Source organism: Pantoea sp. CFCC18179, from assembly GCF_059412405.1.
Genome location: NZ_JBNBPM010000008.1, coordinates 112,520 through 136,566 on the forward strand (window position 1 = coordinate 112,520; position 24,047 = coordinate 136,566).

Below are 24,047 nucleotides of genomic sequence, written 5' to 3' on the forward strand. Positions count from 1 at the left end.
GTCGCGATGTTTTTAACCTTTGCTCGCGTTTAGACATCAATTCGCCCATTTAAAATCCAATCATTGCTGGAGTTAATCAAAAAACTTCTGCGGATATTCCGATTCACGTTAAATTGAATAAATATGAAAGTCGCATTTTTCTCTATCGTTATCAGAGCAGAAGTGATTTTTCAGGCAAGTTTACGCAAGTCTGTGTGCAACTGTTTCCACATTTACGCCTCTATTTTTCGCATGCTTAAATTGCTTTAACCATTAATCGCGCAACGCGGATGGCGTGGATTAATATAATGCGCGCCCGATCACAACGCTTTTCGGATTAAACCTAAGCGCGGCGGCGCTATGTTTTTCACCTTCCTTTATATGTTCAGAGTTATCCCGCTTTTCGACTTAGGATTACCAGATAAATCATTTAAGCCTCGCAGCCTGCTCTGCCAGTATTGACCTCATCAGTTCTGAATATCAGATAATCAATAACTTTCAGTTATAAGGAGTGACTATGCGGGTTATTACGCTGGCGGGCAGCCCTCGCTTCCCTTCACGCTCAACGGCGCTACTGAGCCTCTGCCAACAGGCGCTGGAAGCACGCGGTGTTGAAGTCATTCCGTGGAATATCCACAACTTTCAGCCGGAAGATTTGCTGTATGCGCGCTTTGATTCTCCGGCACTGGCGGCGCTGAAAGCCGATCTATTACTGGCCGATGGCGTGATTGTCGCCACGCCAATCTACAAAGCCTCCTTCTCAGGTGCACTGAAAACCTTGCTCGATTTGCTACCCGAACGTGCGCTGGAACACAAAGTGGTGTTGCCATTAGCCAGCGGCGGCAGTGCTTCACATCTGTTGGCGGTGGATTACGCCCTTAAGCCGGTGCTCAATGCACTTAAGGCGCAAGAAGTCTTGCATGGCGTGTTCGCCACCGACGGGCAAATCACCGATTACGATCGCCAGCCGCAGCTTGATGCGTTGTTAGCCGAACGCATTGATGACGCGCTGGATACCTTCTGGCACGCGCTGCATCGTCGCCAGCCACGTTACGCACAAGCGGTATAAAGGAAGAAAAATGAAAAGGATGTTTTCGGGTCTGTTGCTAGCTCTGTTTACCCTCAGCGCGCAGGCAGTCGATGCACCACAGCAACTGCGCATTGGTTACCAGAAAGGATCGGTCAGCATGGTGCTGGCAAAATCGCACAAGTTGCTGGAGCAACGTTTTCCACACACGCAAATAAAATGGGTGGAATTCCCGGCCGGGCCGCAAATGCTTGAAGCCTTGAACGTGGATAGCATTGATTTAGGCAGCACCGGCGATATTCCTCCGCTGTTTGCGCAGGCAGCGGGCGCCGATCTGTTGTATGTCGGATCAGAGCCGCCGAAACCGCAGGCCGAAGTGATTCTGGTGCCGAAAGATAGCCCGATTCACAGCGTGGCCGATTTGAAAGGCCATAAAGTAGCGTTCCAGAAAGGCTCCAGTTCGCACAACTTGCTGCTGCGCGCGCTGGAACAAGCTGGGCTGAGTTTCAAAGATATCCAGCCAACCTATTTAACACCAGCCGATGCCCGCGCGGCCTTCCAGCAAGGTGATGTCGATGCGTGGGCGATATGGGATCCCTACTACTCCGCCGCGCTGTTGCAAGGCAACGTGCGCGTATTGGTGGATGGCAGCAAACTCAATCAAACCGGTTCTTTCTATTTAGCCACGCGCAAATATACCGAAGCCAACGGTGCTTTCGTGCAGCAGGTTTTGCAGGGATTCAGCGATGCCGATGCCCTGACGCGCAGTCAGCGCGATCAAAGCATCGATTTACTGGCGCAGGCGATGGGCTTGCCGAAACCGGTGATTGCCAGCTATCTCGACCATCGTCCACCCACCACCATTACGCCGGTCAGCGCCCATACCGCGCAGGCCCAACAGCAAACCGCCGATCTGTTTTATGCCAACCATTTGATGCCGGTGAAAGTCACCATTGCTGACCGCATCTGGCATCCACAATCGGCGCAGCCATAAGGAATTCAATCATGAGCATATCCGTATTTTGGTTTCTTCCGACGCACGGCGATGGTCACTATCTTGGCACCGCAGAAGGTGCGCGCCCGGTGGATCATGGTTACCTGCAACAGATTGCGCAGGCCGCAGATCGCCTTGGCTTCGGCGGCGTGCTGATTCCGACCGGTCGATCCTGTGAAGATGCGTGGCTGGTAGCGGCGTCATTGATTCCGGTTACTCAGCGTTTGCGGTTCCTGGTGGCGTTGCGTCCGGGGGTGATTTCGCCGACTCAAGCCGCACGTCAGGCAGCCACGCTGGATCGCCTGTCGAATGGCCGCGCGCTGTTTAATCTGGTGACCGGCGGCGATCCCGAGGAGTTGGCTGGTGACGGCGTGTTCCTCGATCACCGCGAGCGCTATGAAGAGTCCGCCGAATTCACCCGCGTGTGGCGTCGTGTTGCCGAGGGCGAAACCGTTGATTACGAAGGCAAGCACGTCAAAGTTCGCGGTGCACGCCTGATGTTTAAGCCGGTGCAGCAACCGCGCCCGCCGCTGTGGTTCGGTGGTTCATCCGAAGCCGCGCAGGATCTGGCCGCTGAACAAGTTGATGTTTATCTAACATGGGGCGAGCCGCCCGCATTGGTTAAAGAAAAGATTGAGCAGGTACGCGCCAAAGCCGCTGCACAAGGCCGCACAGTGCGTTTCGGTATTCGCCTGCATGTGATCGTGCGGGAAACCAATGAGGAAGCGTGGCAAGCCGCGGATCGCCTGATTGCGCATCTGGACGATGCCACCATCGCCAAAGCGCAAGCGGCGTTTGCGCGCACCGATTCTGTGGGTCAACAACGTATGGCGGCATTGCACGGTGGACACCGCGACAAGCTGGAGATCAGCCCGAATTTGTGGGCGGGTGTTGGTTTAGTACGCGGCGGCGCGGGCACCGCGCTGGTTGGCGATGGCCCAACTGTAGCGGCGCGCATGCAGGAGTATCAGGATCTCGGCATCGAAACCTTCATTCTTTCCGGTTACCCGCATCTGGAAGAAGCTTATCGCGTTGGCGAATTGCTGTTCCCGCACCTGGATCTGGCGATTCCTGAAGTGCCGAAACCGCGCGTGGTGCAAGCGCACGGTGAAGCGGTCGCCAATGATTTCACGCCGCAGAAAGTATCACAGAGTTAAGGAGCAGATGATGGCGAACGTTAAAAAGCAGCTGAGTAATGCCGTGCTGCCGTGGGTGCTGCCGGTGGTGTTGATCGCCGTGTGGCAACTGGCATCGCAGGTGGGTTGGTTATCGACGCGCATCTTGCCGTCGCCGGAAAATATTCTTATCACCTTCTGGAAACTCACGGTGAGCGGCGAGTTGTGGCAAAACCTGGCGATCAGCGGCTGGCGCGCTGCCATCGGTTTCTCAATTGGCGGTTCGATTGGTTTGATTCTGGGATTGATTACCGGCACCTCGCGGGTGGGCGAACGTCTGCTGGACACCTCGGTGCAAATGCTACGTAACGTGCCGCATCTGGCGCTGATTCCGCTGGTTATTCTGTGGTTCGGCATCGATGAGTCCGCCAAGATTTTCCTGGTGGCGCTCGGCACGCTGTTCCCGATTTACCTGAACACCTATCACGGCATTCGCAACATCGATCGCGGCCTGGTTGAGATGGCGCGCAGTTACGGTTTATCCGGCTGGAGCTTGTTTATTCAGGTAATTTTGCCCGGTGCGTTGCCGTCAATTATGGTCGGCGTGCGCTTTGCCCTTGGCCTGATGTGGCTGACGCTGATTGTGGCGGAAACCATTTCGGCCAACTCCGGCATTGGTTATCTGGCGATGAATGCGCGTGAATTCTTGCAAACCGATGTGGTGGTGGTCGCCATCATTCTCTATGCCCTGCTCGGCAAACTGGCTGACGTGGCGGCACAACTGCTGGAGCGCGTCTGGCTGCGCTGGCATCCGGCTTACCAATTGAAGGAGAACGCATGAGCAACGCAACTTTGAATCCGGCGCGCCTGAATCGCGGCACGCCAGTTGGCGTGAACAGCGTCACCAAGCAATATGGCGATCGCACCATCCTCAATAACATCAATCTGCATATTCCTTCGGGCCAATTTGTGGCAGTAGTGGGTCGCAGCGGCTGCGGCAAAAGTACTTTGTTGCGTTTGCTGGCGGGATTGGAATCGACCACGCATGGGGAACTGTTAGCCGGAAACGCCCCGCTTTCGCAAGCGCGCGAAGACACGCGTTTGATGTTCCAGGATTCGCGTTTGCTGCCGTGGAAAAAAGTGATTGATAACGTCGGGCTTGGTTTGAAAGGCCGCGAATGGCGCAGCGCCGCGCTGGAAGCATTGGCAGCGGTCGGCTTGGCCGATCGCGCCAACGAATGGCCAGCAGCGTTGTCGGGCGGACAAAAACAGCGTGTGGCGCTGGCGCGCGCGCTAATTCACCGTCCCGGTTTACTGCTGCTCGACGAACCGCTGGGTGCGCTAGATGCATTGACGCGCATCGAAATGCAGGGCTTGATTGAGTCACTGTGGCAGCAACATAACTTCACCGTGTTATTAGTGACGCACGATGTCAGCGAAGCGGTGGCGATTGCCGATCGCGTGTTGCTGATTGAGGAAGGTCAGATCGGTTTGGATTTGCTGGTCGATTTGCCACGCCCGCGCCGTCGCGGTTCAGCACGGTTGGCAGAATTAGAAGCCGAAGTGTTGGATCGCGTGATGAAGCGCGGTTTGACGGAGCAGCCGTTGAAGTTCGCGCAGCAGAGTTAATTCAGGACGCGCGATAAATCGCGCCGCTACGGATGCATGCAGTTTTCCATAGCGGCGCAGTTTATTGCGCGTTGTTTTATCAGGCGTTCAATGCCTTGGTGATCTTCTCGTACAGATCGCCCGACAGCTTATCCAGCCCTTTCAAGGTTTCCAGCGCCTGACGCATCAACGCCTGACGTCCCGCATCGTAACGCTTCAAACGAATTAACGGTTCGATCATGCGCGCCGCCACTTGCGGGTTGCGGGTGTTGAGATCGGTCAACATCTCCACCAGGAATTGATAACCGCTGCCATCTTTGGCGTGGAAGGCTGCTGGGTTAGCAGAAGCAAAAGCGCCAATCAGCGAACGGATGCGGTTCGGATTGCCCATGGTGAACGAACGGTGGTTCAGCAGTTTGCGCACGTTGCTCAACACGTCGGCGGCTGGGCTAGTGGCTTGCAACACAAACCATTTGTCCATCACCAAACCATCCTGATGCCAGCGTTCATCATAGGCCGCCAACAGCGCATCACGGCACGGTAGATTGGCCGCGACGGCCGCTGCTAACGCTGCCAAGGCATCGGTCATGTTGGTCGCTTGCTGATATTGCGCCTGCACCAGTTTGTCGGCTTGCGCGGCATCGCCGAAGGCCAGATAGCCGAGACAGACGTTTTTCAAGCTGCGCTTACCGATCTCCGCATGCTCGATTTTGTATTCGCTGCTTTGGTTGGCCAGATACAGCGCGTAGAACTCGTCGTTGAGTTCGTTCGCCAGCGTGCGCACCAGCGCGTCGCGTACCGCCGCTATCGCCAGTGGATCGATGACGTCGAACAATTCCGCGATTTCATTTTCTGACGGCAATGACAAGATCAACGCTTTCAGCGCCGGATCGCCCTGCTCATCCAGCAATACTGCGCGGAACGCATCGGCAACATGCAGCGGCAGTGAAAGCGGCTGACCTTGCTGATGGCGTGCCACGTTCAAGCGAATATAGGTGGCGAGCAAGCTCTGCGCCGCATCCCAACGCGCGAAATCATTACGCGCGTGACGCATCAGGAAGGTCAGTTGCGCATCACTCCATTTATAGTCGAGCTTCACTGGCGCAGAGAATTCACGCAACAGCGATGGCACTGGCTGGAAATAGACGTTATCGAAGATAAAGGTCTGGAATTCTTCGGTCACGTTCAACACATGATGCACCGGATGGCCGTTATGTTGCAGCGGAATGACCTTACCTTCGTTATCGTACAGTTCGATATCCAGTGGAATATGCAGCGGCAACTTCTCTTTCTGCTCGGCAGTGGCCGGTGTGCGCTGAGACACGTGCAGCGTGTACTGCTCCAGTTCTGGATTGTAGTCATCGCGCACCGTCAGAATTGGCGTTCCCGCCTGGCTGTACCAGCGACGGAACTGCGACAAATCAACGTTAGACGCATCTTCCATCGCCTGCACAAAATCGTCACAGGTCGCTGCGCTGCCGTCATGACGCTCGAAGTACAATTGCATGCCTTTCTGGAAATTCTCTTCGCCCAGCAAGGTGTGCATCATGCGGATCACTTCAGAACCTTTTTCGTACACGGTTAAGGTGTAGAAATTGTTCATCTCGATCACCTGATCCGGACGGATCGGATGCGCCATCGGGCTGGCATCTTCGGCAAACTGTGCACCACGCATCACGCGCACATTATCAATACGGTTAACTGCACGCGAACCGAGATCCGAGCTGAACTCCTGATCGCGGAAGACGGTTAAACCTTCTTTCAGGCTGAGCTGGAACCAATCGCGGCAAGTGACGCGGTTGCCGGTCCAGTTATGGAAATATTCGTGGCCGATCACCGCTTCAATGCCGAGGTAATCTTTGTCGGTGGCGGTTTCCGCTTTTGCCAGCACATATTTGGAGTTAAAGACGTTAAGGCCTTTGTTCTCCATCGCGCCCATGTTGAAGAAATCTACCGCGACGATCATAAAGATATCGAGGTCATATTCGAGATTGAAACGCTCTTCATCCCACTTCATGCTGGCTTTCAATGACGTCATCGCCCAATCGGCGCGATCCAGATTGCCGCGATCGACGAAGATTTCCAGCGCCACATCGCGGCCTGAACGGGTGGTAAAACTGTCGCGCAACACATCAAAATCACCGGCCACCAGCGCAAACAGGTAGCACGGTTTTGGGAATGGATCTTGCCACTTCACCCAATGACGACCATCTTCATGGCGGCCGCTTTCCAGCTTATTGCCGTTCGACAGCAAGTAAGGATAACGCGCGGCATCAGCAATAATGGTGGTGGTAAAGCGCGCCAGCACATCGGGACGATCCAGATACCAGGTAATATGGCGGAAACCTTCGGCTTCACATTGGGTACACAGCGCTTCGCCGGATTGGTACAAGCCTTCCAGCGCGGTGTTTTTGTCTGGGTGGATGTCGTTAATGATGGTCAGCGTGAAGTTTTCGGGTAATTGGCTGATGATCAGCGCGCCGTCTTCTTCACGGTAATGCGACCATGGATTGCCATCCACCGCCAACGACACCAGCGTCAGATCTTCGCCATCCAGACGCAATTCAGCATCTGTTGCACCCAAACGCTTCACCTGACTCACCGCAGTGACGCGCGTGGCGGCGGCATCCAAATCAAATGTCAGATCGATATCAGTAATGGTGTAATCCGGCGCACGGTAATCGTGGCGATATTTAATTTGCGGCTGTTGCGTCATAAGTCCTTCTCGCATCTCTCATCGTTAATATGTTGTCCCGTCAAAGTCTAAGCGGGTTGTGCCTTTGTTACCACGTACAATGCGTGCGAGGGTGCAAAAGGCTACAATTCATTAACAATGGCACAAATGACCCTCGACCTGCCACCCGCAATTATGGTGTGATCGCGGTCATTACTGTTTTATACTCCTGCGTCTTTATGACTTTGTTGAACACCGGGCTTTGCTCCGCGGAAGAGGATGCTGAAACGCACCATGACTGGACATGCTTCCCCGATTTTGACCACGCTGCTTGATACCGATGCGTACAAGCTTCATATGCAGCAGGCCGTATACCATCGCTATTATGATGTCCCGGTTACGGCGGAATTTCGCTGCCGTGGCGACGAACTGCTCGGTATCTATGCGGATGAAATCCGCGCGCAAATTGACACGCTGCCTGCGCTCGCCCTGAGCGACGATGAATATCACTATCTCAGCAGCCTGCCTTTCTTTAATAACGATTACCTCAATTGGCTGCGCCAGTTCCGCCTCGATCCCTCACAGGTGAATGTCCGCAACAATAATGGCCACCTGTCGATTCAAATCAGCGGCCCCTGGCGCGAAGTGATTTTGTGGGAAGTACCGCTGTTGGCCCTGATCAGCGAAGTGGTGCATCGCCATCGCACGCCAGAGTTTGGCGTTGAACAGGCGGTGGCGCATTTGCAGCACAAGCTGGTCGATTTCCACCAGCAAGTGGGCGATTTGGATATGTCGCGCTTCCAACTGATGGACTTTGGTACGCGCCGTCGTTATTCCAAAGCGGTGCAAGGCGCGATTGTCAGCACCTTGAAAGCCGACTTCCCATGGTTAGTGGGCACCAGCAACTACGATCTGGCTCGCCGCTTGCAACTCAATCCGGTCGGCACCCAAGCACATGAATGGTTCCAGGCGCACCAGCAAATCAGTCCGGTGTTAGCGAATAGCCAACGTGCCGCGCTGCAGTCATGGCTGGATGAATATGATGATCAGCTCGGCATCGCGCTGACCGATTGCATCACCATGGATGCCTTCCTGCGTGACTTCGGCCCAGGCTTTGCCCATCGTTATCAAGGCCTGCGGCACGATTCGGGCGACCCAGTGGAATGGGGTGAAAAAGCCATTGCGCACTATCAACGTCTGGATATCGATCCGAAAAGCAAAACGCTGGTGTTCTCCGATAACCTCAATCTTGAGAAAGCGCTGGCGCTGTATCGTCACTTTGGTCAACGTGCCAACGTGGTATTTGGTATCGGTACAAGGCTGACCTGTGATATTCCTGGCGTCACGCCGCTGAATATCGTGATTAAACTGGTGAGCTGCAACGGCAAACCAGTGGCGAAACTCTCCGACAGTCCGGGCAAAACCATCTGCCAGGATAAAGCGTTTGTCCGCGCGTTGCGCAAAGCCTTCGATTTGCCGCTGGTAAAAAGAGCCAGCTGATTCTCATTGCAGGGTGCTTGCACCCTGCTCTCACGCAACAAATCTCCTGTTAATCCGGCAATTTTGCTTGTTTCCTGTTGGCTCGTAAGTAACATAGCAAAACCCCGGAATGGGGATTTTATTGACCCTTCTTCTTATATATAGAGAGATATTTATGAGCGTAGTGCCTGTAGCGGATGTACTGCACGGCCGTGTCGCGGTTGACAGTGAAGTCACCGTACGTGGTTGGGTGCGTACCCGAAGAGATTCAAAAGCCGGTCTTTCCTTCATCGCCGTTTATGACGGTTCCTGCTTTAATCCCGTTCAGGCCGTCGTCAATAATTCTCTGAATAATTATCAGGACGAAGTGCTGCGTCTGACCACCGGCTGCTCAGTGATTATTACCGGCAAAGTGGTTGAGTCGCCGGGTGAAGGTCAGGCATTCGAACTGCAAGCCACCAACGTGGAAGTCACCGGTTGGGTGGATGATCCGGATACCTATCCGATGGCGGCGAAACGTCACAGCATCGAATATCTGCGTGAAGTCGCGCACCTGCGTCCGCGTACCAACCTGGTGGGTGCTGTCGCGCGTGTTCGTCACACGTTGGCGCAAGCGCTGCATCGCTTCTTCCACGAAAACGGCTATTTCTGGGTGTCGACCCCGCTGATCACCGCTTCGGATACCGAAGGTGCTGGCGAGATGTTCCGCGTTTCAACGCTGGACCTGGAAAACCTGCCGCGCGATCCGCAGGGAAAAATCGATTTCGATAAAGATTTCTTCGGCAAAGAAGCCTTCCTGACCGTTTCCGGTCAGCTCAACGCGGAAACCTATGCCTGCGCCTTGTCCAAGGTTTATACCTTTGGCCCAACCTTCCGCGCAGAAAACTCCAACACCAGCCGCCATTTGGCTGAATTCTGGATGCTGGAGCCGGAAATCGCTTTCGCTACGCTGGACGATGCGGCTGCACTGGCTGAATCCATGCTGAAATACGTGTTCCAGGCGGTTCTGAATGAACGTGCTGATGACATGGCATTCTTTGCCGAGCGCGTCGATAAAGATGCCATCGCGCGTCTGGAGCGTTTCGTCACCACTGACTTTGCACAGGTGGATTACACCGACGCGGTTGAGATCCTGCTGAAGAGCGGTCAGACCTTCGAAAACCCGGTTTCATGGGGTGTTGATCTGTCGTCTGAACACGAGCGTTATCTCGCCGAGCAGCACTTTAAAGCGCCGGTGGTGGTGAAAAACTATCCGAAAGACATCAAAGCTTTCTATATGCGCATGAACGAAGATGGCAAAACCGTGGCAGCGATGGATGTTCTCGCGCCAGGAATCGGTGAAATCATCGGGGGTTCACAACGTGAAGAACGTTTGGATGTGCTGGATGCGCGTCTGGCTGAAATGGGTCTGAATAAAGAAGATTATTGGTGGTATCGTGATCTGCGTCGCTATGGCACTGTGCCACACGCTGGCTTTGGATTAGGTTTCGAACGATTAATAGCCTATGTCACGGGTGTACAAAATGTAAGGGATGTTATCCCCTTCCCACGTACGCCACGCAATGCGAATTTCTGATTTTCGCCATTAATTATAAGTAATTCATATATATAAAGAGGTCGGCCTAGCCGGCCTTTTTTTATTTTTGTAAATTTAGAGTTCTCTCACAAAGTTCCCAATATTTTACATTTTGTAATACATATTTTCCTTTTGATACTTAATCGAGAGATTTGAATCATTTTCGGGCTAGAATTAGCAACCCTGTGATGGAAAGATGCGTGCAGACACAGGAGACATCAAACTTCTCTCAAGGTTCCTGTAAAGGTTTCTTGACGGCAGTGGCAGATGTCCAAATAACTCCAATGAGGGTAATAAATAATGATGAAGCGCAACATTCTTGCAGTGGTTATTCCAGCTCTGTTAGCTGCTGGTGCAGCAAACGCAGCAGAAATTTATAATAAAGACGGCAACAAGCTGGACCTGTACGGTAAAGCTGTTGGTCTGCACTATTTCTCTGATGATGCTGGCAGCGATGGCGACCAGACTTATGTTCGCTTCGGCTTCAAGGGTGAAACCCAGATTAATGACCAACTGACCGGTTACGGCCAGTGGGAATACAACGTTCAGGCTAACAACTCTGAAGGTTCTGACGCACAAGACGGCAACAAAACCCGTCTGGGCTTTGCTGGTCTGAAATTCGGTGATGCCGGCTCAATCGACTACGGTCGTAACTACGGCGTTGTGTATGACGCAATCGGCTGGACCGACGTTCTGCCAGAATTCGGTGGCGACTCTGGTTATTCAGATAACTTCATGAACGGTCGTAGCACCGGTCTGCTGACCTACCGTAACACCAACTTCTTCGGTCTGGTTGACGGTTGGAACTTCGCAGTACAGTACCAGGGCAAAAACGATCGTTCTGACATCCGCCGTGCCAACGGTGACGGCTATGGCCTGTCAACTTCATACACCTCACCAATCGGTGTTGGCGTAGCAGCAGCTTATAGCAGCAGCGATCGTACTAACCTGCAATCTGCAGGCACAGTGGTTGATAGCGACGGTACTGCAGTAGCAACTGGTGTTGGTGCTGGTAAGCGTGCTGAAAACTGGGCAACTGCTCTGAAATATGACGCTAACAACGTATACCTGGCTGCAATGTACGGTGAAACCCGTAACTCAACGCCAATTTCAGGCGCACAAGCAACTCTGGCTGACGGTACTCAAACTACCGTTTCTGGCTTCGCTAACAAAGCTCAGAACTTCGAAGTTGTTGCACAGTACCAGTTCGACTTCGGTCTGCGTCCGTCCATCGCTTACGTGCAGTCTAAAGGCAAAGACATCGAAGGCGTTGGCGATGCTGACCTGGTTAAATACATCGATGTGGGCGCAACCTACTACTTCAACAAAAACATGGCTACCTATGTTGATTACAAAATCAACCAGTTGAACGATGACAACCCACTGGGTCTGGCTACCGACGACGTTGTAGCTGTTGGTCTGGTATACCAGTTCTAATCACCTGATTAGCATTGTGTAAGACCTAAAAACGGAGCCTTCGGGCTCCGTTTTGCATTTCAGTGATCGGCTTCTCAATTAGCGCCACTACTTTATACACTCGACTTATTTCTTTTTTATGTCAGCGGTTGGCAAGCGTGTCGTCTAACGCTAACCTGATAGCTCATTTCGCTAAAGTTCACGCAACTGGACCTGACTCATGTTTGAATCGATCTCTGCCGCACCCGCCGATCCTATTTTGGGATTAGCTGACCTGTTCCGCGCCGATGACCGCCCGAATAAAATCAACCTTGGCATTGGTGTCTATAAAGATGAAACCGGTAAAACTCCGGTGCTCACCAGTGTTAAAAAGGCTGAGCAATATCTGCTGGAAAATGAAACCACCAAGAATTACCTCAGCATTGATGGCTTGGCTGATTTCGCTCGTTGCACACAAGAATTATTGTTCGGGAAAGAGAGCACACTGATCTCTACGGGACGTGCTTGCACGGCGCAAACCCCCGGTGGCACCGGCGCATTGCGTGTCGCAGCAGATTTCCTGGCGAACCAGACTAGCGTCAAACGCGTTTGGGTGAGCAATCCAAGCTGGCCAAATCACAAAAATGTGTTCAATGCCGCTGGTCTAGAAGTGTGCGATTACGATTACTATGACGCGGTATCGCATAGCCTTGATTTCAACGCGATGCTGGCATCGCTGCAAGAAGCCAAAGCTGGTGATGTGGTGCTGTTCCACGGTTGCTGCCATAACCCAACCGGCGTCGATCCTTCGGCTGAGCAATGGCAGCAGTTGGCGCAGCTGTCACAGGACAAAGGCTGGCTGCCACTGTTTGATTTCGCCTATCAAGGTTTTGCGCGTGGCCTGGACGAGGATGCTGAAGGTCTGCGCATTTTTGCCGCTTCACATCAGGAACTGATTGTCGCCAGCTCTTATTCCAAAAACTTTGGTTTGTACAACGAACGAGTTGGTGCACTGACGTTGGTTGCCGCTAATAGTGATGTGGCGAAAACATCGTTCAGCCAGGTGAAATACACTATCCGCGCTAATTACTCTAACCCACCGTCACACGGTGCGGCCGTAGTCGCGACCATTCTTAGTAACGAAGCGCTGCGCACTATCTGGATTCAGGAACTGACCGATATGCGCCAGCGTATCCAGCGTATGCGTCAGCTGTTTGTGAATACGCTGGCGGAAAAAGGTGCGAAGCAAGACTTTAGCTTCATTATCAAGCAAAACGGCATGTTTTCGTTCAGCGGCTTGACCAAAGATCAGGTGATTCGTTTGCGCGAAGAGTTCGGCGTTTATGCTGTAAATTCGGGTCGCGTCAACGTGGCCGGTATGACGCCAGACAATATGTCTGCGTTGTGTGAGGCGATTGTCGCGGTGCTTTAATCGTTATAGCGATAAAACATAATGGGCCATTACGGCCCATTTTTTTATGCTTGCAGGAATGGATTACTGATTCGTTCACGTCCCAAGGTTGAAATTGGACCGTGGCCAGGCACAAAAGTCACATCATCGCCGAGCGGCAGCAGCTTGGTTTTAATCGCTGCGATTAAATCACTATGACTGCCCTGCGGGAAATCGGTTCGCCCGACACCACCGTTAAAAATCACATCGCCAGAAATGAGCAGGCGGCCAGCGCGGTCGAAAAACACGATATGTCCCGGTGTATGGCCAGGACAAAGCAGCACTTCCAACGTCGTATTGCCAAGTTGCACCGTTTCACCCTCTTCCAACCAGCGATCTGGCGCAAGCGGCGCGCATTCCGGCAAACCAAACATACGGCTTTGGGTGGGCAGATTATCCAGCCAGAATGCATCAAGCGGATGTGGCCCAACAATTGGCACCTGATAATGTGCTGCGAGCTCCGCTGCGGCGCCAACATGATCAAGGTGTCCGTGGGTGAGCAAGATTTGTGACGGCGTTAAACCACGCTCAGCCAGCACGGCTTTGATGGTTTCCGCATCGCCACCGGGATCAACCAGTGCGGCTTGTTGGGTTTCATCATCCCAAATGACTGAACAGTTCTGGGAAAAAGCCGTAACCGGAATAATTAGGTAATTCATAGCGCTCCATGACCGACACACGCAGCGCTGCCGGTATCAGGACCAGTGCCTTGCAGGCCCGGTATCTATGTGTACGAAGTTGCTGCGCGGGTAATATCCTACACCACCAGCGCGCATAGATAACGCCGCTTTGCGAACATTGCTCAACGAAATTCCCTCAATATGGAAATCCATCGCTTGTCCTTTGGTGTGATAGCTCTTCTTCGCCACGCCAGGACCAGATTCACGCAACATATTGTTGGTCGCCAGCGTGCGATAACCCGAAATCAGTTGAACGGGTTTACGCGTATCCAACAATGTTTGTAAGCGATAAAGCTGATCAAACAGGTGTGGATCGATGTTCTTGACTTGGTTGGCGCGGTAATCGCGGAAGAAGTGATTTAAGCGGGCTAACTCATCCTTGTCATAACGCTTACCATTGAAAAACTCAGTTTTGAGGGTTTCGCCGGTGTGAAGGTTACTAAGTGTCAATACTCGTGGGCGTGCGGTTGAAAGCGAAGCCAGTGCGGAGCCAGGAAGCAATGACAATCCAGCTGCTGCGCCTCCAATTAACAGTAATCGACGACGTTGAGAATCAAAATTAGCCATGAAGCGGGGTTACCTATTTAAAGCGGATGAAATATGCGCAAAAAGTGCACAGGCCGAACATTAACTGTCGCCTGGCACTCAGTCAACCCAGAGAATGGCACAACATGACCAAAACCAGCTCGAAATCAACTTTTCGAGACTGGTCTTGGGAAATTTCTGATTAAAGGAGGATAAACAAATCAAGCACTAAAGTAGCAATTGTCCTGCTTTACTTAAGACCTGGCTACCGGAACGGGCAGGATTATCATAATTGTAAATATCTGTACGATATTGCGGTTGTCCATCATCAGCAACCCAAGCGGTCAGATAGTAGAGGTTAACTGGGATACGATGACGAATCGACACGTAACGGGTGTTTCCCTCTTTCAACGTGTCAGAAATGCGACCATCGTTCCAGCCGACGTCCTGCAACAGCAAATCGGCCAGTTCCGAAGCTTTGTTCACACGCACGCAGCCCGAACTTAACGCACGGATATCGCGTTGGAACAGCGTGTGGTTCGGCGTGTCATGCAGATAGATAGCATCGGAACTTGGCATATTGAATTTGTAACGACCTAACGAGTTAGTCGCGCCGGGTGCCTGACGAATGCGGTATGGGAAACTGGCGGCCGAGACCATATGCCAATCAATCATTGAAGGATCGATCACTTCTGCATCCGCGCTCCAGCCCGATAACAGCGTGTAGCCGTGCTTATACAAATAGCTCGGATCCTGTTTCACCTTCGGCACAATATCCTGACGCACCAGCGTGGTCGGCACATTCCACGGTGGATTGAGCACCACATTATTCAAAGCGCTACGCATCAACGGCGTTTTGCGGTCCGGACGTCCCACAATCACGCGTGAAGATAGAATTGTCGCGCCATTGTTGTAGTAGGTCAGGGAATAGTTTGGGATGTTGACCATGATGCCGTTGTGCATGTCATCTGGCAGCAAACGCAAACGCTGGATATTCAGCGCCAGCAGCGAGGCACGCATCTGTGGTGACACATTCAGCCATTCACGGGTACGCGGACCAATCGCACCATCATCGGCCAATCCCTGCCAGTGCTGGAAGCGCTTAACGCCTTCCACCAATGTATTGTCATACACATTGGGGCCAGACGCTGGCGGAGGAGCAACAGCATTATTGGCTACTTCAGGGGTTTGAGCGAGAGCTGAACCCGCGTCGATATCATCAAAGTTAGCGGCAGACGGGCTGACCGCGACTGGCTGATTACTCTGGCTCACCGGAACCGGCGCGGTAGGCACCGCATCTTCCGCTGGCGTTGGCGTGCTGCTGTGACTGGCAGTTAACATGCCGGTGCGTTGCAAAATCTCACGCAGTGCAGGCACATCATTGCTCACCTGTCCCGGACGCAGCGTGCCTTTGTCCATCAGCTGCGGCCACGGACGATGATCGGTCAATAAGGTTTTCAGCGCATTGTGCATCAAGGCATATTGCGGATGTTGCGGCTGCAAGGACATAACAAAGCTACGACTGCCGCCACCGTTCACCGCATTCTGCCATTGGTTGATCGCTGCCAGCGCTGGCATGGTGAGTTTGTACGGCACGTTGCTGTAAAGCCAGGTTTCACCCTGTGTTGGCACATTCGCAACAAATTGCAGATAGCCCAGCATCGCATCACTCAGCACCACATCGCGCGCGAAGCCTTTGATGTTGGGATTGGTCAGCCGCTCAACCCAGCGTGTAAACTGCGGCTGTACGCCGGAAAGTGCCACTTCCGCCAGTTGCTGCTGGAAAGCCTGCACAGCATCATGATCCTGCCACAGCGGCGCCATATTGCGCGACGCATAAATGCCGGCTAAGCCAGGCAAGTAGAAAGGTTGTTCTGCGGCGCTAAACGCCTGCTGAATCTGATGCTGGCTGGCTGCAACAGTCATCGTGCTTTGCGTGGAGTTGGGCAACGTAGACGTGATCGCCGCATAGCTGGTAGCCAGCGGAGATAATACCAGTGATAAACCGAGTGCAATTGCAGCGCGGTTCATTTTGCTCTTATTGTTCAGCAACATCCCTGCCCCCTTCTCACCAATGACACAGCGCCCTGAAATCGCCATGTACAACCCTACTCATAATGTTGAGTATACGAATAAAAAACGGCATCTGCCTCTAAGTGCCGATGCCGTTTACAGATTAAACGTAGTGCTGTTTTTTAACCAGATTCAGCGCTAGGTATTTTCTATTTCCAGACCTAACCCTGGGTTTTCTTGTTTCACCGGCGAAGGATCCGCAGAGAAGCCTCGCAAACCAACCACATGCACGTGTTCGGTGTTGTTAAACACTTTACGTACCAGTTTGTAAGTGGTGCCTTTCTCAGGACTAATATTCTCTGGCGCTGCGATAACCAGCTGCATTTCCAGACGTTCGCATAGCTCAAAAAGTGTAGCGATGGAACGCGCATCAAGACGCGCCGCTTCATCAAGGAACAACAGACGGCACGGAGAAATGTCTTTGCCACGCAGACGACGAGATTCCTCTTCCCAGCTTTGCACCACCATCACCAAAATCGACATACCGGTACCGATCGCTTCACCGGTAGAAAGTGCGCCACTTTCGGCACGCAGCCAACCGTCAGATCCACGGTTAACTTCCACTTCCATTTCCAGATAGTTGCGGTAGTCGAGCAGCTCTTCACCAATGGTTTGCGGCGTGCGCTGGCCCATATCGATTTGCGGATTCAGACGTTGATACAGCTTCGCCAGCGCTTCTGAGAAGGTTAAGCGGTTGCTGGTAAACAGATCCTGATGCTGTTCATGCTCTTCCGACAGCGTATCCAGCAGCGTTGAATGTGCCTCACGCACGTTAACGTTGAGGCGCACGCTACGCACCTGACCAAAGCTCACGGCTTGCAAGCCCTGGTTCAGTTGGCGAATACGGTTTTGCTCACGCTGAATGGTTTTGCGAATGATGTTCGCTGCACTGCGAGAGCTGATCGCCAGCGTCTGTTCACGCGCGGTCAACTCTTCGGTCAGGCGGTTCAGTTCGATTTCCATCTGCTCGATGGCTTCAACCGGATCGTCAGTACGAATGATGTCCTGACGAATACGCTCGCGCAGATGCTGATACACCGCGATAAAGAACTGAATCTTGCGCTCCGGCCGCTTCGGATCTTCGGACATACGCAACACATCGCGCAGATGTTCGTTATCCGCAACCGCCAGACGCAGCGCACCCAATGCCTTATCCGACATCGAGCGCAGTTCATCACCGCTGAGATAAGCCAGTTCACGGCGATGCAGACGACGCTCCACGCCGTTCTCTTTCACCAGACGCAATACCGTGCACCAACCGGCTTTCGCACTGACGACTTGCTCACGGATCTGATGATAATCGCGCTCCAGCTTGCGCAATTTCTTCTGCAAGCTGTCCATTTCCGCTTCGCAGAAGGTGATCTGTTTTTCCAGCTGATTGCGACGCGCACGGTTGTGGCTCAGTGCGGTATACAGCTCATCACGACGCGCACGCGCGCGTTCTTCCGCGCTGGCGTCAGCGTGAACGCCGATATCTTGCATCTCTTGCTGTAACTCTTTCAGCATGTCGCGCTTGGCATCGTAAGAACTTTTCAGCGAGGCCAACACTTGCGAATACTGCGTCAACTGCGCCTGATGTCCGCGCAGGCGTTCGCGCGCGCGGCTGCGCTCGCTTTCCGCATGCTCGAGACGCTGACGCAACTGTTCGTTGAGATCGGAATTGCCGCCCAACATGCCCGCTGAACTTTCGTAGTTAAAGTGCGCACGGCGCTGCACCACTTCAGTCAGGGCAAACGCCTGCTGACGGGCATCGCGCTGCTGCTGCTGGGCCTGTTGATAATCGCGTTGCAGCTGATCGTGCTGCTGCGGATCGCTTTGCAGCACCGAAATCAGCGGCTCCAGCTTGCTGAGTTTCGTGCCATGTTGATGCAGGAAACGCGCGGCTTCTTGCGCTTCTTCAACGCGTTCACGAATCTCTTCGCAACGATCGCCGAGTGTATCATCAAGCAGCAAATTGACGCGCGGCAGTAAGCGGTTCAGTTGGCTCACGCCCTCTTTGGCCTGTTCAAACTGCGCACGTTGCTGCTGATTATCATTTTCGTGCTGCGCCAGCGCGCGCTCCAGCTCACCACGGCGGTTGTTGAGCTGACGAATCAGTGCTTCCGGATCTTCATCAAATGCCACCGCTAAATGGCTGCCAATGAAACGGCTGAAAGATTGATGCAAACGCTGCGTTTTCTGCACATCGAACGACAGGGTGGCATAACGTTCTGCCAACTGTTCACGTTCGTTATTCAGCAATTCCAGCTGGTTTTCACGTGCTGCACGGCCAAACAGCGGTACTTTCGGGAAGCGAGAGTAGCGCCACTGACGCTCCGCGACTTTCACCACCACCGCTTTTTCCAGCTCTTCGACGCTGAACACGCTATCGTCAAACGCTTGCGGATCACCTTCGATCAAATAGAGATCTTCTGGGCAATCGTCGAGTCCGTCGAGTAATTCACGTACCAGCGACAAATCCGGCACCACGATGGCGTGGCGTGATGGGCCATACAACGCCGAGAAGTACGGCGCATCGTCGAGCGTCACGTCGTCGTAAATTTCCGACAGCAGCACGCCGCCGAAACGTTCCGCCAACTGCGTTAGGCGTGCATCTTCCGCGCCGCCCGGTTGACTCAAGCGCTCAATCTGTTGTTCAACTTCACGCTTACGTGCCGCTAATTCGTCGCGCTCAACCGTGGTTTCACGCTCGCGCTCCAGCAATTGCTGCATGAATTCGGTGATTTGCTGGCTGCTGGTCAGCTCCTGACCGGTTTGTTCACTTAATTGCGTCAGAATTTCCTGCGCCGCCAGCCAATGCGGGGCGCGCGCGGTCAATGTAGTGATGCGTTCACGCAGTTGCTCAAGCTCCTGACGCATCAACATGCGACGTTCACCGGCATCCGCTACGCTGCTGTTGAGCTGTTCAATCTGCGCTTCCAGTTCACGCAGCAAGCCATCCAACGCATCTGCATCGTATTGCTGGCCCTGACGTTTACAGAAATCCGCCAGCAAACGTTCGGCATCATGCTGCTCGCGCAGACGCGTTTCCAGTTCATTCAAACGCAGACGCAACGAGGAGAGCTGATCGGCGTGATGACGCTGATTGGCGGCATCGCGCAGCAGTTCACGGCCAACTTGCCACGCATCCTGACGACCGACATCGCCGGCAATGCTGGTGACTAAAGTCAACGCCTGCTCGAACTGGCTGTGCGCGGCTTCGGCCACGCTGAGTTTCTGCTCCAGACGCAGCAACTGCTCGGTGGCTTCTTCTTCGCGCGCCTGGAAGGTTTCCTGCCATTCGGCCGCGTTATCAATGCTTAAGTCCGGCAACTGGCATTGCGTGCGCGCTTTTTCCAGCGCCTGCAACGCTTGCTGATACTGGATGGCGCGCGTCTGCTGCACGTCGAGCGCCTGCTGGAAATCGGCGAGCTGGCTTTTCAGCTCATCCACTTCCACTTCAGCCGCTTCAGCGCGCGCTTCATTCTCTTCCTGCACTTCGCGCGCTTCAGCCACCACTTCGTTCTGTTCTTCGAGGCGATAGGTCAGCTCTTCGAGATCGGCATCGTAGCGTTCGATTTTTTCCTGCTGGCGCATGGCGGTTTGCACCAGATTGAGATGATCGCTGGCACCTTGATAATCGGTTTCCAGATCGCTTTCCGCACCGTTATGCTCCGACAACTCGCGCGCCATTTCGATGTGGCGATACTGCTCGGAAACCAACTGATTACGGCTGGTGAACAGTTCGCTGCGCAGTTGCAGCGCACCGTCGAGATGAATGCGACGCTCATTGGCGTGACGCATGTAGTCGGCGGAAACATAGCTGGTGGCTTCGGAAATCAAATGCTTGAACAGATCGCGATCCGATTGCGTAACGCGAATCGCTTCCAACGTCATACGGTTTTCACGCAGCGCGGCTTCCATATCCTGGAACGCTTTACGCACGCCGCCATTTTCCGGCAGCAGGTAATCACGCAGCGATCGGGTGATGGCGCTGGAAATACCGCCGTACAGCGAGGCTTCGATCAGGCGATAGAACTTGCTGCGATCGCTGGCGTTGCGCAGACGACGCGGCACCACGCCGAGTTCAAACAGTACCGCATGATAATCAGTCACCGAGTTGTACTGGCGGAACTGCACGCCTTCTTGCGCTTCCACGCGCTCCTTCACTTCCGCCAGCGGCACAACGCGCGCCTGACGATTATTAAGGACTTCGGTCAGCATATCGGTCGGCTGCGAATCGCTCGGCAAGCCATGAATACTGAACGGCTTGATATCCACTTTTTTATCGCGCCCAGCCACTTGCTGCAGACGCACGCCGACAATCACGCGTTGATGACGGGAGTTCACCACGTCCAGCACCGAATAACAGACACCCGCACGCAATTTACCGTGCAAGCCTTTATCACGGGAACCGGAGGTCGCGCCAGCTTCAGTGGTGTTACGGAAGTGCAGCAGCGTTAGGTCAGGAATCATCGCCGTCACGAAGGCGGCCATGGTGGTGGATTTACCGGCACCGTTACCGCCCGAAAGCGTGGTCACCAGCGCATCAAGATCAAAAGTACGGGCAAAAAAGCCGTTCCAGTTGATCAGCGTTAGCGAACGAAATTTACCGCGTTCAATCATGCTTGTTCATCCTCCGCGTTATCACTTGCGTCGCTCTCAGCGTCAAAATCGTTATCTGTTTCTTCATTTTCTGCCGCGGCTGGCGTGCTTTCCAGCGTCATCGCTTCGCCATCACGAATCAGGCGCAACTGCGCTTCACGCGCGTCGTCACCGCTGCGCACGTCAGCGCCAAAGCGGAACACCGATTCGGTGATGCGGAATTTGCTGTTGTCGTTGCCCATATACCACACCATGCCGAGACGGCGCAGGCGGCTCAGTGAAGCACGCATTTTTTCTTGCAGCTTGGCGCGATCGAGATCGGAGCCGGTTGAACGCTGGTTCACCAACTTCAGCAATTTGCTTTCATCGGCCAGCGATAGCAACTCGTCATACAGCTCTTGCTGCGTGAAGATGCCTTCATTCGCCAGACGTTCCGGGCTGAGATAGAGATAACAAAGTATTTTGCCGACCATCATATCCAGTTCAGACAGCACCGAACGTGGGATCAAGGTGGTGGAACGCGGGCGTAAATAGAAGAAGCCTTCTGGCGCGCGAATCAACTCGACGTTGTAGCGAGCGTAAAACTCTTCGAGATATTCCTGGTAATCCATCAGGAAGGCGTGATTATCCAGCTCTTCAATACCAATGTGGCGTCCAGCACGTAATTGGCTATCGAGCGCCGGGAAAATCGGGTTAGCCAGAGCCAATGCCAGTTTTACTGGCATCACTTGTTCAATATTTGTCGATGACATGTGCCTGCACCTTGGCTCCGTAATCATTAATGGCCTGCCATTGCGCGGGCAGACCGGCTAAATCAGCTTCGGCCACGCCGAGTCGCACCGCTTGATCGATGACGATACGCGCCAGATCAAAGTGGCGCGCACGTGGATATTGCGACAGGTAATCGCGCATCACCGTGGCGAGATGGAGCGGCTTTTGCTCCAGCTTATAAATTTGCAGCGCTTCTTCGATCATCGCGGCCAACTGCTCGCGAATCTCATTAAACTCTTCGTATTCCATCTCCGGCGGCAACTCGCCCATCACTTCGTCATTACGCAGCGTCATCTCTTCATCACGCATATCGTAAAGGCGATCGGCATTGGCGTAAGTGAGCGCCCATGGCTGGTCGAAGTAGTTCTGCACCGACAAGCGCAAACGCTGCGCAAACACGCGGTTTTTGTCCATGTCGATGGCGGTACGAATAAATTTGTGAACGTGGCGGTCGTAGCCGATCCACAAATCGATGGCTTGCTGGCCCCAACTGATGATGCGATCCAGCTTGTTTTGCAGATCGAACACCAGCTTATCGACAAACCCGAGATCCGGGCTGCTGAGCGTCGCATCCTGAATACGCAACAAATTGGCCTGCAATTTGTCGCCTGCGGCTTCCAGCGTATCCTGCAACTCGCGCAGGGTACCGGAGGTTTCCGACAGCAACATTTCACAGCTGGAGATCGCCGCGCGCCAATCTTTGTTAAGCAGATCGGCGATGTCGGTTTTCACCGCTTGCTGCTGCTCATCCATCAGACGTTGCGTCATATCGATGCTATCGAAGATCTCCGCTACCGAATATTTCAGCGGCGCAAACACGTTGCGATGCCAGTGAAATTCGTCGCCGTCTTCCTCGGCGGCATCCGCGGCGCGTTTCAGCTCTTGGGCGACGATCGACAATTGCATCGACAGGCGCAGCGTGGAGAATTCACGCTGGCGGATGTAATAGTCGGTAATGCCGATGGCCAGCGGCGTCAGACGATATATCGCGTGGCCTTCGGTCAACTCGCTGGTGAAGCGATTAAGTAAACGCTGACGCACCATATCATTGATGGCGTTGTTAGCGCGTACCTGCACGGTTTCGTGGGTTTGTTCGAAAGCCTTGCTAACGTGACGAAATGCGTCAATCAGCTCGCCTTCGGTCATCTCGCCGTCCATACGCTCACCGTTTAAGGTGGCGATAGCCAGCAAAAAGGCCAGACGTTCTACCGGCAGCGCAAGTGAAAAGTCATTCTTGCGCGCCCATGCCACCAATTCGGGGACCGTCTGGGAAAATTCGCTCATAGTTGATCCTTCTACCTGGGTTTGCGCGCGGTCACGTGGATATAGCGCCCTAAGCTTAAAAAGGGCTCCTGGCGACAGAAACGCCGTTCCATCTCAATGATTTCCTCAACGCTCTTCCCTGCGCCGGGTTGCGGCTTCATGTAATCACAGAAGACGCGAATACCAGCACGCCGTTCAATTTCAAATCCGCAATCTGTTAGCCAGCGCGAGACATCATCGGGGTCGCGCGGAAAATCGGGCGACAACGTGCGCTTTTTGCGCTTGCTCATATTGGCGCGCATATAGCCGAAATTGCCGAGCGTCAGGGTGCGGAAGGTCAGGCCGTGCGCGTTGTAAAACATCAATGACAACACGCCGCCGGGTTTTAATGTATGCCACAGCGCTTGCAACACTTCTTCCGGTTGCGCCACCCATTCCAACACCGCGTGAAACAATACCAGATCAACCTGCGTATCCAAATGTTCACCCACCTGCTGGGCGCTAATTTGTTTGAATTGCATGTTGTGGCTCACACCCGCGGCTTGGGCATGCGCTTCGGCCAGCTTGAGCATTTCGCCAGAGAGATCGCATAGCAGCACTTGATGACCGCGCGCGGCGAGGCCACTTGAGATTTGCCCCACTCCGCCACCGGCATCCAGCACCTTTAGCGGCCCATCTGGCAACGTGGGTAACAGGGCGTCGAGTTCGTCCCAGACAATCGCCTGACGCACTTGCCCTTTGCGCGTGCCATAAATGTTCTGTGAGAATTTGTCCGCCAGATCGTCAAAGTTACGATCCTGCATGATGATGGCTCCGCTTTGCTGCATTCAACTTGTGCTATTTTGTCACAGGCT

The 24,047-nt window shown here is 53.6% G+C and carries 16 protein-coding genes and 1 pseudogene; 9 read left to right on the forward strand and 8 right to left on the reverse strand.

Features of this window, described 5'->3' with window-relative positions:
• The first annotated feature begins 496 nt into the window (after positions 1-496).
• Genes ssuE through ssuB form a run of 5 tightly spaced genes read left to right on the forward strand, consistent with a single transcriptional unit; the run spans position 497 to position 4,744 of the window.
• On the forward strand, positions 497-1,048 hold the full coding sequence (gene ssuE / locus ACPUC7_RS16200; RefSeq protein ID WP_494923683.1) for an NADPH-dependent FMN reductase: 552 nt from the start codon (positions 497-499) through the stop codon (positions 1,046-1,048).
• A gap of 19 nt (positions 1,049-1,067) precedes the next feature.
• Positions 1,068-2,000, forward strand: a complete 933-nt coding sequence (locus ACPUC7_RS16205) for a sulfonate ABC transporter substrate-binding protein (RefSeq protein WP_494923756.1) — start codon at positions 1,068-1,070, stop codon at positions 1,998-2,000.
• A gap of 11 nt (positions 2,001-2,011) precedes the next feature.
• Positions 2,012-3,157, forward strand: coding sequence for an FMNH2-dependent alkanesulfonate monooxygenase (ssuD, locus tag ACPUC7_RS16210; protein WP_494923684.1), 1,146 nt, complete (start codon positions 2,012-2,014; stop codon positions 3,155-3,157).
• A gap of 10 nt (positions 3,158-3,167) precedes the next feature.
• Entirely contained in the window at positions 3,168-3,956 is a 789-nt protein-coding gene (ssuC, locus tag ACPUC7_RS16215; RefSeq protein ID WP_494923757.1) for an aliphatic sulfonate ABC transporter permease SsuC, read from the forward strand.
• Entirely contained in the window at positions 3,953-4,744 is a 792-nt protein-coding gene (gene ssuB / locus ACPUC7_RS16220) for an aliphatic sulfonates ABC transporter ATP-binding protein (RefSeq protein WP_494923685.1), read from the forward strand. The genes ssuC and ssuB overlap by 4 nt, the downstream gene beginning before the upstream one ends.
• Before the next feature lie 79 nt (positions 4,745-4,823).
• On the opposite strand, the gene pepN is transcribed toward ssuB, so the two are convergent.
• Positions 4,824-7,439, reverse strand: a complete 2,616-nt coding sequence (gene pepN / locus ACPUC7_RS16225) for an aminopeptidase N (protein ID WP_494923758.1) — start codon at positions 7,437-7,439, stop codon at positions 4,824-4,826.
• 252 nt (positions 7,440-7,691) lie between these two features.
• On the opposite strand from pepN, the gene pncB reads away from it, so the two are divergent.
• From pncB to ACPUC7_RS16245, 4 genes are all read left to right on the forward strand, one after another.
• Positions 7,692-8,897 carry a nicotinate phosphoribosyltransferase gene (gene pncB, locus ACPUC7_RS16230; RefSeq protein ID WP_494923759.1) on the forward strand — a complete coding sequence of 402 codons (1,206 nt, stop codon included), beginning with the start codon at positions 7,692-7,694 and terminating at the stop codon, positions 8,895-8,897.
• 154 nt (positions 8,898-9,051) lie between these two features.
• On the forward strand, positions 9,052-10,452 hold the full coding sequence (asnS, locus tag ACPUC7_RS16235; protein ID WP_494923686.1) for an asparagine--tRNA ligase: 1,401 nt from the start codon (positions 9,052-9,054) through the stop codon (positions 10,450-10,452).
• A 300-nt stretch (positions 10,453-10,752) separates the two neighbouring features.
• A complete protein-coding gene (ompF, locus tag ACPUC7_RS16240; RefSeq protein WP_494923687.1) occupies positions 10,753-11,889 on the forward strand; it encodes a porin OmpF in 1,137 nt (378 codons plus the stop codon).
• A 199-nt stretch (positions 11,890-12,088) separates the two neighbouring features.
• On the forward strand, positions 12,089-13,279 hold the full coding sequence (locus ACPUC7_RS16245; protein ID WP_494923688.1) for an amino acid aminotransferase: 1,191 nt from the start codon (positions 12,089-12,091) through the stop codon (positions 13,277-13,279).
• Positions 13,280-13,323: 44 nt separating this feature from the next.
• Here the strand turns inward: ACPUC7_RS16245 and ACPUC7_RS16250 are convergent, their stop codons facing one another.
• From ACPUC7_RS16250 to cmoM, 7 genes and pseudogenes are all read right to left on the reverse strand, one after another.
• Positions 13,324-13,956, reverse strand: a complete 633-nt coding sequence (locus ACPUC7_RS16250) for an MBL fold metallo-hydrolase (RefSeq protein WP_494923689.1) — start codon at positions 13,954-13,956, stop codon at positions 13,324-13,326.
• Between the two features lie 36 nt (positions 13,957-13,992).
• Positions 13,993-14,544, reverse strand: a complete 552-nt coding sequence (gene mepK, locus ACPUC7_RS16255; protein ID WP_343551762.1) for a peptidoglycan L,D-endopeptidase MepK — start codon at positions 14,542-14,544, stop codon at positions 13,993-13,995.
• A gap of 186 nt (positions 14,545-14,730) precedes the next feature.
• Positions 14,731-16,422, reverse strand: a pseudogene (ldtD, locus tag ACPUC7_RS16260) (L,D-transpeptidase); the annotation flags it as partial.
• Between the two features lie 291 nt (positions 16,423-16,713).
• A complete protein-coding gene (gene mukB / locus ACPUC7_RS16265; RefSeq protein ID WP_494923690.1) occupies positions 16,714-21,180 on the reverse strand; it encodes a chromosome partition protein MukB in 4,467 nt (1,488 codons plus the stop codon).
• The gene (gene mukE, locus ACPUC7_RS16270; RefSeq protein WP_494923691.1) at positions 21,177-21,911 is read right to left on the reverse strand and encodes a chromosome partition protein MukE; all 735 of its coding nucleotides are present in this window, start codon (positions 21,909-21,911) and stop codon (positions 21,177-21,179) included. The genes mukB and mukE overlap by 4 nt, the downstream gene beginning before the upstream one ends.
• Positions 21,892-23,214: a chromosome partition protein MukF gene (gene mukF / locus ACPUC7_RS16275; RefSeq protein WP_343551758.1), complete on the reverse strand. Its 1,323-nt coding sequence runs from the start codon at positions 23,212-23,214 to the stop codon at positions 21,892-21,894. Before mukF ends, mukE begins: the two co-directional genes overlap by 20 nt.
• Before the next feature lie 11 nt (positions 23,215-23,225).
• Complete coding sequence (gene cmoM, locus ACPUC7_RS16280; protein WP_494923692.1) at positions 23,226-23,996, reverse strand: tRNA uridine 5-oxyacetic acid(34) methyltransferase CmoM; 771 nt, start codon at positions 23,994-23,996, stop codon at positions 23,226-23,228.
• Between the last annotated feature and the right edge of the window lie 51 nt (positions 23,997-24,047).